Raw genomic sequence first — 16,490 nt, 5'->3', positions numbered from 1 at the left:
TCCGACACGTTCGCGAGGGAGTGCTGCGAGTTGAGTGATTCTGCAAGTGCGGCTGGAGAGCCCGGCTTCGACATTCTTTACGATGAAGGCCCCTGCCTCATCGTCAACAAGCCGGCGGGGCTGCTCACGCAAGCGCCCCTCGGCATCGACAGTCTTGAGCTGCGCGTCAAACGCTTCATCAAGCAGCGCGAAGGCAAGACCGGCGAGATCTATCTCGGCGTGCCGCACCGACTCGATCGGCCTGTGAGCGGCTGCATCGTCTTCGCCCGCCACGTGCGCGCTGCGCGCAAGATCTCGGAGCAGTTCGAAGGGCGGACGGTGCGCAAGACGTACTGGGCGCTGGTGCCTGCCGCTCCAGCCGCAGCCGAAGGAACGTGGACCGACTTCCTGCAGAAGATCGACGGCGAGCCGCGGACCGTGGTCGTAGACGAAAAAAATCCCGCCGGCAAAATCGCGATTCTGCATTACCGCACTGTGCAGTCGCATCCGCAGGGGACGCTGATCGAGATCGAACTCGAAACAGGCCGCACGCATCAGATCCGCGTGCAATGTTCCTCGCGCGGCATGCCTCTGCTCGGCGACACTCTCTACGGCAGCCCGGTTTCCTTCGGCCCGTGGCACGACGACGAACGAGCCCGCCTCATCTCGCTCCACGCTCACAGCATCCAGCTGAAGCACCCAATGACTCGCGAGCCGATCCACATCACCGCGCCCCTGCCGCCACTCTGGCAAGACTATGGCGTGATGTAGGTCGCGTAGCACGAACCCCTAGGTTCGTGCGAGCGGACAATAAGTTGACCGCTACCGAAACGCATGCGGAAAACCACCAGCGTTTGCGATTGCGTCCTCAATCTCCTGCTGCAACTCGATCGTCTTTCCGATCAACCCTTGCAACCGCCCAAACGCCGCCGACTCGCGGCTGTCCCCCTGCATCTGCAACCACTTCCTGCAGACGTTGTACGTCCCCACATAAAAATCCTCGATCGCCGGCTGATCGCCCTGCAGTGTAGTCCTCACGCTCCGCGTGGGGTCTCCCTGCGGATCAGTTAAATGAAGAGCGATCAACTCCTGACCTATTCGCGCGAGCAGAGCAAACAACACTGGCTCGCGCGGCAACAGCACGCGAGGAAACTCCATTGCGAGGCCGTTCGTGTAACGTGTGCGATAGCTCGGTGCATGAAAGAGCGAGTGGCAATAAGCGAGTAGCTCGGTCGGATCGTGTTCCGCCAGCAACTCCCTCGTAAAATTTGCGCGACGAGCACTCGCTTCCTTTAGCCAGAGCGGAAAGAACGATTCACTCCCGCGATTATCACTCCGAATCACGCCATCCAGCGGCAGGCAATCCGTGATCCAAAAAAAGTTCGCCTCGCGACCTGCAATCGATTGCCGCCGAGCGATCAGAGCCAGATTCCCACCGTCGAAATGCCGAGTGAACTCTGCGCGAGGCCAATCGATGAGCGCGGGATGCCACAAAACATATCGCCACACGAACGGCCGATACAAACAACGGCGAATGCAACTCGCCGGATCGGCTTCGCTCATCAACAGCCGCCGCACGGCGGGAAGTTTCCAACCGCGGGTATCACCGGGCTCGTAACGATTCGAGCGAGTCCGCTGAAAGTACTTGCTACGAATTTCATCGTCGCTGATTTTGGAATCGCAGAACTCAGCAGTCCGTTGCTGCAATTCCTCCCGGGTGGCCGCGACGACAAAATAATCGCGGGCCGTCACCGGCACCGTCGAGTTAACCGGCATGAGTTCGGTCAGCAGCGGAGCAGCGCGATACTCAGCGGGCAACTCCGCTGGTTGTTCGGCAAAGGTAAACCACGGAGCGATTGGTACGATCGATTGATTCGGCAGCGGCTCATCCGCAATCGCCAGCGCCAACTGCTCCAGTTTCGTTTTGCTCGAGCCCCACAGATCCGCGCGCGAAACCTGCGAACGGCTATCGCCACCCGTTTTCGTCAGCGTGACCAGCGCAATGCCTTGCGCGATGCCAAAGACATTTTCATCGCGTTCAGCGGCTTGGTTGGCTTCGTGCCGCTTCGCATTGCCGTGCAAATCGACGACGTCGATGCGTGAAAACGTCCGCAGCAATTGCTGCCGCGCGATCCGAAACGTGGCATTGTCGAGCCAGCCATGATTCGTCACAAGCGACACCACGCCGCGACCATTTTGCTCGATGCACCACTGCGCGAGACGCAAAAACTTCACGTAGTCGTCGTGCAGCCAGGTTTTCTTTTCGCCGAGCGCTGCGCCGTCGATGGCGAAGTAACCGGCGTGCGACTTGTCGCCGCGCACGAGTGACTGAATCCATGGCAGTTCGTTTTGCGACAGGTACGAGAACGGCGGATTGCCGAGAACGACGCCGATGGGTTGACGCAGTTCAGGAATCGCGTCGGGACCCGCGAGGGCATTGCCGGTAACAAGTCGCGGTTGCGGCAGATCAGCGGCAAGCGCGATGCCCGCCGATTGCAGAGTGAGCGCGATGCGCAGCCGCGTGAGGAAAATCGCAACGGCAGATAGGTCGATGCCAATCAATCGCGGCAGCAATTGTTGAGCAGCTGATTGATTCAGTTGTCCCCTACCCTGCAGATGTTCGAGCAGGGTCGCAAAAAAAATGCCGCTGCCGCAGGCGGGCTCCAGAATGGAACCGCTGGCCGTGCTCGCGAAGCTTGTACGCGATTCTCGCAAGCGCCGCTCGGCTTGAGCGATCAGGTAGTGTGCGACGGTGGGAGGTGTGTAGTAGGTACCGCTCGTTCGCCTGTCGCCGGAGTTAAGCAGCAGTTCGTAGCAACTCCACAACAGCGAGTCGTCGCCAGCGCCGGCGTGCTCGCGGACTTGCGCTGCGGCGGCGCGGCAATCGGGTGCTGCCGATTGCAGGCGGCGTACCGCTTCGCAGGTGAACTCTTCATTACTCTGCAGCAACCAAGCGCCGACCTCGTCCCAGCGCGTGGCGTGGATCGCCGGTAGTGCGCAAGCGATCGCACTGTTGAGAATTTCGTTCTCTTCGCCGAACCGCCGATTCACTTCCGCGCGCAGCTGGAGCAGCGAATCGGCGAAGGACTGTCCGCGTCGTCGCGAACCGCGCGGCATGACGCTAAGCGCCCAACATCGTCAACGGCGACGAACTGACGTGCGTCGTCGCCACCGCGCCAAAGAGCGTGTGCGGCGCGATTTCATAGATCATCAACGGCACGATTTGGCCGGTAAGTCGCGTGTTGCCTTCGAACACCACGATGCGGTCGCAAGGCGTACGGCCGACGAGTTGCACAGGGCCGCTTTGCTCGAGCACCGCGTCGCCGTGCTCTTTCTTGGCATGTTCGCTGGGGCCTTCGACGAGGACCTCCACGCGCTGGCCGAGCAGCTTGTGGTTTAGCTCTTCGCTGATTTTGTTCTGCAGTTCGAGCAGTTCGTTGTTCCGCCACTGCTTCACATCGTGCGGCACATCGTCAGGATAAAGATCGACCGCTTTTGTCCCGGGGCGTTCGCTGTACTTAAAGATGAAACTGTTCTTGAACCGGCATTCCTTGACCAGTTCATAGGTCAGCTGAAAATCTTCGTCCGTCTCGCCGCTAAAGCCGACGATGAAATCGCTCGTCACGGCAGCATCGGGCAGAGTCGCCTGAATGCGGCCGAACATCTCGCGATACTCTTCGATCGTGTAGCCGCGCTTCATCTTCTTCAGCATCGGGTTGCTGCCGCTCTGCGCGGGAACGTGCAAATAGGGCGAGCATTTCGGCAGATCGCGCACGGCTTGCAGCAAGTCGTCGGTCATATCCTTGGGATAGTTGGTGACGAATTTCAATCGCTTGAGCCCGTCGATCTCGTGCAGCTGATGAAGCAAGTCGCTCAGTCGCGTCGTCTTGCCGCCGTCGCGGAATTTGTAGCTGTTGACGGTTTGGCCCAGCAGGATGATCTCGAGACAGCCTTGCTCGGCGAGCAATTTCGCTTCTTCGATGATCTGCTGCGGCGGTCGGCCTTGCTCGGGGCCGCGCGTGTTCGGAACGACGCAGTAGGTGCAAAACTTATCGCAGCCGATCTGGATCCGCAGGTAAGCTTGAAACGGCGTGGGGCGCATCGCGGGGTCGCGGAGCGGATCGAACGTCTCATGGCTGCGGCGGATTTCATCGACCGAGCCCGCCGTGCGACCGAGACCAACGGCGAGCTGCTTGCCGTTGCCAGCCGAGATTTCGTCGATGAGCTCAGGGATTTTTGCGAGTTGACCGGGACCGACGACGAGATCGACAAACGGCGCGCGATCGAAGACCAGCTTCTGATCCTTCTGCGCCATGCAGCCCATCACGCCGATAATCTTGTCGGGGTTCTTCGATTTGAACGAACGGAGGCGACCGAGCGCGCTGTAGGTTTTGTTCTCGGCTTGTTCGCGGACGCTGCAGGTGTTGAACAGCAGTACGTCGGCCGATTCGAGATCACGACTCAGCTCGAAGCCGCGCCGCCGCAAGCTGGCCACGACCATTTCGCTGTCCAGCACGTTCATCTGGCAGCCGACGGTTTCGATGTAGAGTTTTTTCATGGTTGGGGGCTGGGAACTAGGAACTGGGGACTAGGGCGGGAGGATTTGCTGACTTCCCCAGCCCCTAGTTCCCAGTCCCTAGCCCTCTCCTACGCGGCTTTTTTCTTTTGCTTCGCCCGCTGCTTTTCGAGTTGGGCAGCCAATCGTTGGCGTGCTTGTTCGGCAGCGGCTTGGGCGGTTAGTTCGGCCAACACCTGGTCGCGGCGGTTGCGCATCAGCCGGAGCAATCCGGAGACGGCGATGTACGCGCCAATCACCAGCAAGACCCAATCCCAGGGTTGCATGTTCGGCATGATGGCGGCCCTCCTGGCCCCGAGACGTTCACTCAGTTTACTTGATCGGGTTCCGATTCCACAGGGCTGTCGGCCGTTGGCTGGGCTTCCAGGGCCTGGATTTCGCTCTCGGTAATTCGCCGCGGCAGGCTGCGACGGCGAGGAACGTTCATCGTCACCGGGCCGAATTGGAGCGGCGAGAATTGGTCATCGGGTGCATCCAGCCGAATGGTCGGCTCGGCGATGACCGCTTCGGGCTCGGCCTGCCGACGGGCGAGCAGTTCGCGATGCAGCGTCTCGAGCGAGAGCGTGTCGTCGCTGGCGGGTGCAACAGGCGGCGCCGGCGGCGTTTCGACCAGGCGGTAGTACGAAACCTCGAACGCTGGCGGAGGCGGCGGAGCCTGCACCACGATCGGCTGCGGCGTGAACGCAGCGGGTGGTGGAGTGAATGCAGGCGGCGGCGTGAAGGTCGGCGGAGTAAACGTCAGCGGCGCGAACGCCGGTCTCACGGGTTCCGCAAGTTTGGCTTCTGCTGGTTCCACTGCGGCCTGGATCGCTGGCAATTCGATGGTCGGCTGCAGAGCAGGTCGCGCCGCGGCAGCGATGGTCGGTTCGTAGAACTCATCCGCGGGCGCGATGCTGACGGTTTCCTGTTCGATTGTCGTCGACACTTCGTCGGCGATGGCCTCTTCCTCATCGATTCGCACGGCAAACGATTCATCCTCGTTTTCGTTTTCATCCACTTCCGGACGATTGCGAGTGAGAACCGTCAGCAGCGCGGGGAGGAACAGCACCGTGCAGGCGAGGCACAGGCCGACGCCGAGCGTGAGCAACTGGCCCATGCTCCGCAGCCCTTGATGGCGAGAAAGGATGAGCGTGCCGAAGCCGGCCATGGTGGTGACCGACGTGAGCGTGACAGCAACGGCGGTGGCATCTTCGAGTTTGAATCGGCCTCGCTGGCGACGCATTTCGTGAACGAGGTGTGCCCCTTCGTCGACGCCGATGCCCATGATCAACGGCAGGCCGATCATGTTGGCGGGGTTGAACGGGATGCCGAGCCAGCCGACCAGGCCGCACATTTGAATGAAGCCCAGGCAGAGCGGCAGCATCGAGACGAGGGTGTGGCGGAGGTTACGGAAGTCGATGTAGATGAGCAGGAAGACCGCGATGATCGCGTAGCCGCCCGACCAGATGTAACTCATCTGCATGTGCTGCGAGGCGTAGAACGTTTGGATCGGATGGCCGGTGATCCGCGCATCGATCGACTCGACGCCGCGCACAAAATCGCCCAGCTTGTCGAGGTCCCAGATGTTGCCTTTAGCATAGACCTTGATCAGGTACTTGCCGTGCTGGCCCAGGAAACGGTCGGTCAGCGGTGTGGGCAGGTCTTCGATGGCAGGTGGTGCGGGATCGGTGAACTCGCGCAGTTCGCGCAGCGGACCGATCGCGTGCGTGGCCAGCATCGCCGACGCCATCGACATTCCCGCCGCGAGTTGTTCGTCGCTCTGATACTGCGTCATCTGAGCGATGGCGGCGAACTGTTGTTGCAAGGGTGTTTCGTAGGTGGCATCGCGCTCCAGAAGTTGTCGTGCGCGGCCTACTTCGCGTTTCAAGCGGCGAGGATCGATCGCCACGCTCAACGGGCGCTGCGGCAGATCTGCCAAGCGGCTGTGGATCTCGGCGATTTGTGCTTGTTTGCGAGCGCTGGTCTTCGGCAGCAGCGAGGCGATCTCCTCAGTCTTCGCCACTTGCGGCAGTTTTTCAAAGGCGGCTTTGCGTTCCAGCAGCTCTTCTTTGGTGTCGCACATCGACACGCCAAACCACACGCTGTCGTCGAGTCGGCTGAACAGCTCGCGCTCGATGGCAGAGCTTTCTAGATTGGCTGGCTGCAGGTTGAGCAAGTTGTGATCGTAGCGCATCCAAGCAAAACCGCCGGTGAGAACCAGCGTGATGACGCAAGTGCTGGCGATGGTAAGCGCGGGATGGCGAGTGAGCGGCCCGATCAAGCGACTGGCCGGCAGAATCTCCGGCACGGGCAGCATGTCGCGGCCTTGATCGAACAAATAGATCAGCGGCGGCAGCACGACGGCGGTCGCGACGACGCAGAGCATGATTCCCGCACCGCCGATGATGCCGAGTTCGGCGATGCCGGTGAATTCGGTAAAGCCGGCAGCGAAGAACGCCGCGGCGGTCGAAATAGCGCCGGTGAAAACACCTGGCCCGACATCTCGGGCGGTGATGATGAGCGCCTCGGCACAGCGGTGGCCCGAGCGGCGTTCTTTGAGATAACTGGAGACGTAGTGAATGCTGAAGTCGATTCCTTGGCCGATCACCACCACGCCGAAAGCGGAACTCAGAATGTTGAGATGTCCGATCGCCAGCGTGATGAAACCAAACGACCACGCCATGCCGAACTGCAACACGATGCAGGCCATGATCGCATGGCGAATGCCGCCGTAACCAGCGACGAACAGAATGGCGACAAAGGCCATGCTGAGGAAACCGGTCCAGAGCGTGTCGGTCTGGCTCGATTGCATTTCGTCGTATTCGATCACCGGCATGCCGGTCAGGCCGATCCACGTTTGCGGATGACGACGGCGCGTCGTATCGATGATCTGCCGCAGCGTGGTGATGGCTTGCTTGCCGCGGGCCATCTCCGTGGGATCGATCTTCATTTTGCAGAGTACAAAACCAAGGTGCCCTTGCTCGTTCAGCAAGTATTGATTGCCGAACTTCTCCTTCAGCAAACTGAAATCGGCTGGCGTTTGCCGGGGAATCGATTGCGGATTGAGCGTGGCGAGCAAGCCGCCAGCAACCTGCGCATAATGCTGTTGCCACTGCTGATGTGCCTCGGGCGAGGCGGCCCGCACTTTCTCCAATGTGTCGTTCAACCGCGCGAGCTGCAAACCCGGATCGGCTTGCTTAGCGTCGCGCGGAATCATCATCTGCGCTTGCACGGTCTGTTGGTAAACCTGATCGACCTGCTCATCGCTCAGGTAGTGCAAAGCCTTCGGGCGCAGCGTCGATAGATCGGTGCGATCGAAGACGGAGAGAAACAATTTGTTGCGAGCGCGCAGCTGCGCACCCAGATCATCAATTACGCCGCGCAGCACATTTGCATCGGCAGAATGGACGACGATGACCGCGTCGTCTTTGTCGCCGAACTCATCAAGATAGGCCAGCCAGCGCTGGTTGTAGGCGCTCTTTGCATTCAGCAGATCAAGCCGACTCGTTTTGAACTCGAGGCCGTTGATCGTGATCAAGATCGCAATCAGCGCGACCGCGACCGCCATGCCCAGCACCCAGGCCGGCGCGCGGAGCGAGGCCGTGGTCAACAGTTCCAGCGGGCGCGAGAGGAGTGAAGTCTCCTCATGCGGATTCCGTTCCGCGGTCATGCAGCTTCCTGACACAGACTGACCGGTTGGGGATCGGCAGCCATGATGATTTGGGCGTGTATGAAGTGGGAAGTTCGTGTGATCGCAAGTCCATGCGAGCAGCCACCTAGTTTATCCTCTTTGGCCGTTTTCCGCCTACCCCGAACCGCATTACAGAAGTGGTTGCTAGCGTCTCGGTCTAGGCAGAACTTCTGCAGGTGCTAGCGGGCATGCTTCTTGCGAACGCTTTGGCTCGCCGGGGGATTTTTTCAATGCCGCATCCACGGAGAGAAGCCATGTGCTGTTATCGCTATTTTCTGCTGGCCGTCGTTTTGTTCGGCAGCTTCAACGCTGCGAGTGGACAAGATCGCGTCTTCGAAGGCCCCTGGAAAACCACGAATCGCAAGCTCGACGGAATCATGACGGCAGTAATCAAGGACCTGGGCGACGAGCGGTGGCAGGGACGGTTTTACGGCGTGTGGCAGGGCGTGCCCTTCGATTACACCGTGAAATTCTCCGGCAAGCCTGAGTCGCTGAAGGGAACGGCCGTCATCGATTTTGCTGACTACACTTGGACCGGCGCGATCGATGAGGATGCAGGCACGTTCACTGCCAAATTCGGCGGCTCGCGCTACACCGGACACTTTGAGATGAAGGAAAAGAAAAAGGGCTCAGCAGCGGCCACGGCAGCGATCGAAAAAATAAATCGCTGACATAGATATCGCTAAGCCGTTTTCTGATCCTGCAGACCAAGCTCTTCTTTCATCAGCTCTCGAATTTTGAACTTCTGTATCTTGCCGGTGACGGTCTGCGGGAAGGCCTCGACGAACTTCACGTACTTCGGCGTTTTATAGTGCGCTAGTTTTTGTTTGCAGTATTGGCGGATGTCGTCGACGGTGGTCGTTTGACCGGCGCGGAGTTTGATCCAAGCGCAAAGCTCCTCGCCGTACTTGGGATCGGGCACGCCGACGACGGCGGCCTGTTCGACGGCGGGGTGGGTGAAAAGAAACTCTTCGATCTCGCGCGGATAAATGTTTTCGCCGCCGCGGATCACCAGATCTTTCAAGCGGCCGGTGATTTTGTAGTAACCGTTGGGCAACCGCACCGCGAGGTCGCCGGTGTGGAGCCAGCCGTCTTGATCGATGGCGGCGGCGGTTGCTTCGGGATTGTTGTAATAGCCGATCATCACGCCATGGCCGCGGCAGCAGAGTTCGCCCTGTGTGTTGTCGGGGAGCGACTCGCCGGACTCAGGCGAAACGATTTTCACTTCCCAGCCGGGGAGCGGTTCGCCGACGGTTTCAACGCGCAGTTCAATCGGCGCATCGCAGGGCGTTTGCGTGATGACTGGCGAGGCCTCGGTTTGTCCGTAGGCGATGGTCAATTCGCGCATGCCGAACTTTTCATTGACTTCTTTCATCACTTCAATCGGACAAGGAGCGCCCGACATGATGCCGGTGCGGAGCGACTTCAAATTGCGCCCCGGCAGCGTGACGCATTGCAGCTGCGCGATGAACATCGTCGGCACGCCGTAAACCGATGTCGCCCGTTCTTTTTCCATGGCGTCGAGCGTGGCTTGCGCTTGAAAATACTCAGCAGGAATGATCATCGCCGAGCCATGCACCGCGCACGCGAGCGTACCGAGAACGCAGCCGAAGCAGTGATAAAACGGGACCGGAATGCAGAGTCGATCAACGGCTGTCAGCTTCTGACAAGCGCCGACGTAATATGCATTCAGCAGCAAATTGCGATGGCTGAGCATCGCCGCTTTGGGAAAACCGGTCGTTCCCGACGTGTACTGAATATTGATCGCCTTGCCGTGATCGGCAGCCGTTTGTTCGCGCTGGCGGAACTGCTCGTCGGTCACACGGTCGGCCAGCTTCAGCAGGTCGGGCCAACTGAGCATCGACTGCGGCGGCGCATCGCACAGCGCCACAACATGGCGCAGCTGCGGAAATTTATCGCTCTGAATTTTGCCCTCGCCGCTAGCGCCAAGCTCCGGCAAAATTTCGGCGAGCATAGCGAAGTAGTCGGACGTTTTGAACTTCTCGACGAGCATTAGCGCGACAGCATCGCTTTGCTTCAGCACATACTCGAGCTCAAACGGCCGATACGCCGGGTTGATATTCACCAGCACGACGCCGATGCGAGCCGTGGCAAATTGCAACAGCACCCACTGCGGCACGTTGGTGGCCCACAGCGCCAGGTGCTCGCCATCTTGAATGCCGAGGGCGATCAGGGCCCGCGCGACGCGATCGACTTCGGCATCGAATTGCTGCCATGTCCAGCGCTGGCCGTAGGTTAGGCTTCCAGCCTGACCGGCTGAATTCGGAAAAACGAGCGCATCGTTGTTCGGAAACTTCCGCGCAGTCTCTCGCAGCACCTGGCCGATTGTTAAACCATCGACCCAGGCTTTTTCTAACTCTTCCGCCATCGCCGTTCCTCTTCGCTCAATCCCACAACGGTCGCGCCAATGTATACGCGATAGGGGCGAAGATCAGCACTGGTAACCACGCGGCAAACGTTGGTTCCAGGAGATAATTGTTGCCGAGCCCCTGGCAAACCAGCGACACGACAAAAAACGTAGCCATCAATACCAGGCAGATCGCCCCTGCTACGAAAATATTACGGTTGCCGCGCGAGAGTACCAGCGGCAATCCAAGAAAAACGAGCGTCAAATCGAGCAACGGCTGGACGAGCCGGCCGTGCATCGTCACCAGGATATCGGCACCCGACTGCAGCGATTTATTTTTCAGTCCGCTCACCAGTTCCTGCGTCGACAGGTTCTGCCGCCAACCGCTGCCGAGCGAAAACTGCTCGAAGCTGACGACGCTGACGACAAAACATTCGTCCGGCTTGAGCCAGGGCGTGTCGCTAGGGCTGAGCAGTATTGCTTCGCCATCGATGATCAGCGAGGCGAGCTTGGCGAGATTGGTCGGTTGTTTGACACCGGTTAATAAATAGCCAGCCGGACGGCCTTGATCGAAAGGCAGATACCAGGCCGAGGCCGCCACAATCTGTCGGCCCCAGGTGGAGTTGAGTTCCTTCGAGAGCAAGCGAAACAGCGGCTCTTCGATCCGCCGATCCTTGCCGATGGCGCGCTTGCCCGACAGGAGCACATCGCTGCGGGGATCGAAAATCGGTGTGCAGTTTTTGGCTTTTTCGCCGTACCAGTCTTGGGCGTTGCGGGCCAGTTGCGAACGAAAATGCGGTAGCCAGAGTTCGCGATTCGCCACGCCCGTGCCGGCGACGATCAGCGTCGCCATCAAGATCGGCCGGATGACGCGTGACGGCGGCACGCCGGCCGCGAGAATGGCAGTCAGCTCTTGCGTGCGCATCATCCACGTCACGGCAAACAGCGCCGCCGCGAGCGCAATCATTCCGGCCGTGCGATCAAAAACCCAGAGCACGCGCGGGCCGTAGTATTCGAGAATCAACGCGAAAAAGGCCGAGAAAGAGCCGTTCGAATAGCCGATCAACTCTTCGCTGTTGCTGACAAAGTCAATAACGACATACATGCCGCCGAGGACCATGAGCGACAGAAACAGAGCCTTGGCATAGAGACCGAGGATGTAGCGATCGAGGAGCAGAGGAATCATGCAGCGTGTCCTCGCTGACGTTGCCAAGCGCCGCCGGCGATCTGGGCGTCGCTTGTGGCAATCAGGGCGATGCCATGTTTGTTCGCGAGACGGACAACTTCGTCGCGATCGAGCACGATCGTTTTGTCGGCTTCGATGGCGAGCAGCTTTGCTCGGGCAGCGGCGAGCGTTTCAATCGTTCCCACGCCAATCGTCGGCACATCGAAACGCATGTCTTGCTGCGGCTTGGCGACCTTCACCAATGCAAAACCACCTTGTCGACAGAGCGTGCCCGCGCGGCGGATGCATTCGTCGGTTCCTTCGATGGCTTCGATGGCGATCACGGCTTGGCCTTTGACGGCAACGCTTTGTCCCACGTCATGCCGGCCGAGATCCTTGGCAATCTGCCAGCCAAAGGCAATATCCTCAAGCTCGCTAGCCGTCGGCTGGCGGCGAGTAAGAATGCCAGCGGGAACCAGCAGTTCGGGAGCGAAGTCGGTAGCAGGAGCCATGTGAATTCCATCCTTGGCAAATTCGTCGACGATGACCGTCAGCAGCGTGTCGTCCTTGCGGTCGCGCTTGCGGAACAAATACATGGGAATGAAAGCCCACACGGTCCGCAGATCGGGAACAAGCGACAGCCAACCAAAGCGACTGTAGAGCACCTTGTGCTTGAAAATCTTCCCGGCCATCGTCGCTCGCGTGACGCCCAGACGCTTGAAATGACGAATGCCGCAACCAATGCGTGCCACTCCCATTTCGGTGTGCGTGTCGCACAGCGCTGCTAGTTCTGGATCGGCATGCCCCGCCACAGCGATGCAATGCACCGCGGTCCCTTGCGCTTTGAGCGCCTGTGCGATGACAAACGGATAGCGTCCCCATCCAGCGATCAAGCCAACAGCCGAAGGGGTGGAGGTATTCATTGAGAAAGACTCACTCCCTCTCTTCGGTACTCCGGGGAGAGGGTTGGGGTGAGGGGCCGGACGGCGCGTGGAGTCACCATGTAAGCAGGCGTTACGCGGCTTCGCGCGAATCACCGCAAGCCTGCGTGCTCGCCAAAGCCTGAGCTTGCAGCGCATCGAGTTGCTTCTGCATCTTGACGATCTGATGCCGCAGATCCGGCAACTTATGCACGGCAACGACGCAGCTGTATTGAAACCGCTCTTCCGTCGCGGGAATGCCCACCACGCGCGACTTCGGCTCGACATCACCCATCACGCCGCTCTTGGCGCCGATCACACTGTGATCGCCGATATGCACGTGATCGCGCAGACCAGCTTGGCCGGCGATGACCACGTAATCGCCCGTCGAGCTGCTACCAGCCATGCCTGTTTGCGAGCAGATGATGTTGTGCTGACCCACGCGGCAGTTGTGCGCGATTTGCACCTGATTGTCGAGCTTCGTGCCGTCGCCAATGGTCGTCGGGCCATACGTGCCGCGGTCGATCGTCGTGCAGCTGCCGATTTCAACGTCGTTGCCGATTTCGACCCAACCGAGTTGCGAGCAGAGAACATGCTTCCCGGTGCTCGAGCTGTAGCCAAAGCCGTAGCTGCCGAGCACCGCGCCGGCGTGAATCAAGCAGCGCTGGCCGATGATTGTGTTGTCGTACAAAACCGCGTTGGGGAAAATTGTCGTTCCCGCGCCGATCTTGCAACCTTCGAGAATGCGCACGCCGGAGTGAATCACGGCCCCTTCGCCAATTTCGACGTCGTCGCCAATGAAGGCCAGCGGATGAATCTCCACGCCAGCCGAAAGTTGGGCCGATGCCGAGATTGAAGCCGATGGGCTCACGCCGACAGCCCGCTTTGGCCGCTGTGGGCGGAACTGCTGCACCACTTTGGCAAAGGCCGCGTGAACGTTGTCAACCACAATGAAGGGACGGCCTTCGGGAGCGAAACCCCGCGGCACGATGACCGCCGAGGCGGCACTCGCGGCCAACTGGCGGGCCAGCTTTACATTATCCGCGAGGGTAATTTCCCCCGGTTTAGCCGTGGCGAGTGTGGCAGCGCCAGTCATTGCCTGCGAGCCGTCGCCGTGCAATTCACCCTGAACTAAGGCCGCAATGGCGGAGAGTGTGAGGTTCATTGGAATCCGTTCCCCCTCGAAGATTCGTGATCGCGACTGACACATCCGTGAAGTCACCCGAGCGGCGTGCAATGTAGTCGCTTTTGTAATTCGACGACAAGATCGATTTCATTCCTGCAGCTAGCAACAGCTTGAATCGCGCTCTCATCTACTTTCTACTCACTCCTCTCGACTCTCCTACTCATTCGGGAGGAAGGAAAGTAGAGATGAGAAAGTAGTGAGTAGAACCATGAAACGGTGTTTAGCCCTGTTGTTGCTCGTTCTTTGTTTGGTTGGCAGCGCGGCAGCGGCTGAAACCAAACGCCCCAACATTCTGTTTCTCTTCGCCGACGACTGGGGACGCTTTACGAGCGCCTACGCTCAGCTCGATGGGCCGGGCACGATCAACGATGCGATCAAGACGCCGAATTTTGATCGGCTCGCGCGCGAAGGCGTGTTGTTTCGCCGGGCGTTTGTCTCGTCCCCCAGTTGCACTCCCTGCCGCAGCGCACTCCTCTCGGGACAACACTTCTGGCGTACCGGACGCGGCGCGATTTTGCGCGGCGCGGTGTGGGAGGGGACACAGCCGGTGTTTCCACTGCTGCTGAAGGACGCCGGCTATCACATCGGCGAAACGTACAAAGTTTGGAGCCCCGGCGTCCCCAACGACGCGCCCTACGGCAACGGCAAATACGCGTATGAAAAGGCCGGCAACCGTGTGAATCAATTCAGCGAGAACGTCACGAAGATGGTCGCCAATGGCACCAGCGTCGAAGCCGCGAAGGAGACGCTGTATAAGGAAACGCTCGGCAATTTCGAGGCGTTTCTCGCCGCCCGCGGCAAGGATCAGCCGTTCTGCTACTGGTATGGCCCGACCAACGTCCATCGCAAATGGGTGCAGGGCTCCGGCAAAAAGTTGTGGGGCATTGAGCCCGATTCGCTGAAAGGAAAGCTGCCGAAGTTTCTGCCCGATGTGCCGATTGTGCGCGAAGACCTCACCGATTACTTCGGCGAAGCGCAAGCCTTCGACGCCCAGGTCGGCGTGATTCTCAAAAAACTCGAAGCCATCGGCGAACTCGACAACACACTGATCGTGATGAGTGGCGACCACGGCGCGCCCGGCTTTCCGCATGGCAAATGCAACCTGTACGACTTCGGCGTGGGCGTTTCGCTGGCCATTCGCTGGGGCGGCGCGAAGTCGGGCCGCGTGGTCGATGATCTCGTCACTCTTCCCGATCTCGCGCCGACGTTTCTCGAACTGGGTGAAGTCGCTGTGCCGAAAAACATGACCGGCCGGAGCCTGGTGAACATTCTGAAGTCGGAAAAATCCGGCCAGGTCGATCCTACCCGCGATGCCGTCTTCGTTGGCCGCGAACGCCATGTGGAGAATGCTCGCGCCGATTTCATGCCCTATCCGCAACGGGCGATTCGCACGAACGACTTCCTGTACATCATCAACTTTCATCCCGAACGCTTTCCGCTCGGCGACCACTATCGCCTCGATGGCGACAATGTTCCCACGGCCGATGAAATTGCGAACAACACGCGGGCCACGATTCCCGATGAAGACGCCGGGCCGACGAAAGCCTGGCTTGTGGGCGTACGAAACGATCCGCAGTGGAAGGATCATTTCACGGCCGTGTACGGCAAACGGCCTCGCGAAGAACTGTACGATCTGAAGAGTGATCCCGATCAGATGAAGAATGTCGCCGCAGACGAAAAATACGCCAAAACGCGGGCGCAACTCGAAGAACGGCTGCTGAAGGAGCTCAAAGAAACAGGCGATCCGCGACTCGTCGACGATGGGAAGTTTTTTGAAACACCGCCGATGTCTGGGCCCGTGAACGAGCCGCCAGCAGGCGGAAAGAAAAAGGCCGCCGACTAATTTTTGGCCTTCCAAGTTCCATCGCCGGCGGCGACTGGCGTGGCAATTTCGACATGGCTGGCTGGCATCACTCGGCTGCCGTCGCCAGGATCATTCCACAGGCTCACTCGCCCCGGCGTGCCAGGCTTCGGTGGCGGTGTGAGCGACGGTGTCGGGAGCAAACCGGGCGGTTTGCTCGTCGGCAGGTTCACCGGCGTGCTCTGAATGACCGGCGGTTTCGGCAGACGGGCAACTTCCACTGCATTGAACGTCGTCGGCTGGGGCGTTGCTGCCAAGCTTGCGCTAGAGCGAACCGCGCCACTGAGCGGAGTAGCGTTGAATTTCACCGCACCGCTGCGAGAACTCGACGGACTCGCCGCGATGCTGCTCGGCGCCGCGCTGCTGTTTTCCACGATCCGAATTGGTTCTTCGGTGCTCGCGCGTTCTCGTGGAGGTGAACTCGCGGCCAGATTGTTGCTGCTCCAGGCATCGCTCGATCGCGCCAGCACGGGCGCTGGCGTGAAATTGCCGGGCACCAGCACGCCACGATACGGATCGTAGTGTGAGAGCTCTTTCTTATCCGGCTGCGAAGCCGTTGCTGGATTACCCGCTGGCGGCGCACTCTTCAGATCGCCGGGCGTGTAGTACGGAGTGGAGTTGGCCCGCGTCAAACTTGGAGCGGGAACACTCTGCGGCCCGAACGGCGCATACAGGCTGAGCTGGTTTGATGCGTTTTGGCATCCAACCAGCAGCACCGCGCACGTCAGCGTGGCCGCCCGAAAGTACATCGCGTTCGCCTCGAAT

12 protein-coding genes are annotated in these 16,490 nt (G+C 59.7%); 3 read left to right on the top strand and 9 right to left on the bottom strand.

Annotated features, from left to right (window positions below; all coding sequences use genetic code 11):
* Nucleotides 1–30: 30 nt before the first annotated feature.
* Nucleotides 31–750, top strand: a complete 720-nt coding sequence (locus M9Q49_RS02290; protein ID WP_254507028.1) for an RluA family pseudouridine synthase — start codon at nucleotides 31–33, stop codon at nucleotides 748–750.
* Between the two features lie 51 nt (nucleotides 751–801).
* Here the strand turns inward: M9Q49_RS02290 and M9Q49_RS02285 are convergent, their stop codons facing one another.
* From M9Q49_RS02285 to M9Q49_RS02270, 4 genes are all read right to left on the bottom strand, one after another.
* A complete protein-coding gene (locus M9Q49_RS02285) occupies nucleotides 802–3,096 on the bottom strand; it encodes a type ISP restriction/modification enzyme (RefSeq protein ID WP_254507027.1) in 2,295 nt (764 codons plus the stop codon).
* A 4-nt stretch (nucleotides 3,097–3,100) separates the two neighbouring features.
* On the bottom strand, nucleotides 3,101–4,537 hold the full coding sequence (gene miaB / locus M9Q49_RS02280) for a tRNA (N6-isopentenyl adenosine(37)-C2)-methylthiotransferase MiaB (protein WP_254507026.1): 1,437 nt from the start codon (nucleotides 4,535–4,537) through the stop codon (nucleotides 3,101–3,103).
* Between the two features lie 89 nt (nucleotides 4,538–4,626).
* Complete coding sequence (locus M9Q49_RS02275) at nucleotides 4,627–4,830, bottom strand: hypothetical protein (RefSeq protein ID WP_254507025.1); 204 nt, start codon at nucleotides 4,828–4,830, stop codon at nucleotides 4,627–4,629.
* 32 nt (nucleotides 4,831–4,862) lie between these two features.
* Nucleotides 4,863–8,204: an MMPL family transporter gene (locus M9Q49_RS02270; RefSeq protein WP_254507024.1), complete on the bottom strand. Its 3,342-nt coding sequence runs from the start codon at nucleotides 8,202–8,204 to the stop codon at nucleotides 4,863–4,865.
* 275 nt (nucleotides 8,205–8,479) lie between these two features.
* On the opposite strand from M9Q49_RS02270, the gene M9Q49_RS02265 reads away from it, so the two are divergent.
* A complete protein-coding gene (locus M9Q49_RS02265; RefSeq protein WP_254507023.1) occupies nucleotides 8,480–8,896 on the top strand; it encodes a hypothetical protein in 417 nt (138 codons plus the stop codon).
* An 11-nt stretch (nucleotides 8,897–8,907) separates the two neighbouring features.
* On the opposite strand, the gene M9Q49_RS02260 is transcribed toward M9Q49_RS02265, so the two are convergent.
* From M9Q49_RS02260 to lpxD, 4 genes are all read right to left on the bottom strand, one after another.
* Nucleotides 8,908–10,614 (bottom strand): AMP-binding protein, encoded by a 1,707-nt coding sequence (locus M9Q49_RS02260; RefSeq protein WP_254507022.1) that lies wholly within the window; start codon nucleotides 10,612–10,614, stop codon nucleotides 8,908–8,910.
* A gap of 16 nt (nucleotides 10,615–10,630) precedes the next feature.
* Nucleotides 10,631–11,779 (bottom strand): LptF/LptG family permease, encoded by a 1,149-nt coding sequence (locus M9Q49_RS02255; RefSeq protein WP_254507021.1) that lies wholly within the window; start codon nucleotides 11,777–11,779, stop codon nucleotides 10,631–10,633.
* On the bottom strand, nucleotides 11,776–12,681 hold the full coding sequence (locus M9Q49_RS02250; protein WP_254507020.1) for an LpxI family protein: 906 nt from the start codon (nucleotides 12,679–12,681) through the stop codon (nucleotides 11,776–11,778). Before M9Q49_RS02250 ends, M9Q49_RS02255 begins: the two co-directional genes overlap by 4 nt.
* Nucleotides 12,682–12,772: 91 nt before the next feature.
* A complete protein-coding gene (gene lpxD, locus M9Q49_RS02245; protein ID WP_254507019.1) occupies nucleotides 12,773–13,843 on the bottom strand; it encodes a UDP-3-O-(3-hydroxymyristoyl)glucosamine N-acyltransferase in 1,071 nt (356 codons plus the stop codon).
* 229 nt (nucleotides 13,844–14,072) lie between these two features.
* Between lpxD and M9Q49_RS02240 the strand changes: the two genes are divergently transcribed.
* On the top strand, nucleotides 14,073–15,707 hold the full coding sequence (locus M9Q49_RS02240; protein WP_254507018.1) for a sulfatase family protein: 1,635 nt from the start codon (nucleotides 14,073–14,075) through the stop codon (nucleotides 15,705–15,707).
* Here the strand turns inward: M9Q49_RS02240 and M9Q49_RS02235 are convergent.
* Entirely contained in the window at nucleotides 15,704–16,474 is a 771-nt protein-coding gene (locus tag M9Q49_RS02235) for a hypothetical protein (protein ID WP_254507017.1), read from the bottom strand. The genes M9Q49_RS02240 and M9Q49_RS02235 overlap by 4 nt on opposite strands.
* Between the last annotated feature and the right edge of the window lie 16 nt (nucleotides 16,475–16,490).

It is taken from the genome of Anatilimnocola floriformis (assembly GCF_024256385.1).
GTDB classification, from domain to species: Bacteria; Planctomycetota; Planctomycetia; order Pirellulales; family Pirellulaceae; genus Anatilimnocola; species Anatilimnocola floriformis.
This window is presented reverse-complemented; position numbering and strand designations above follow the sequence as displayed.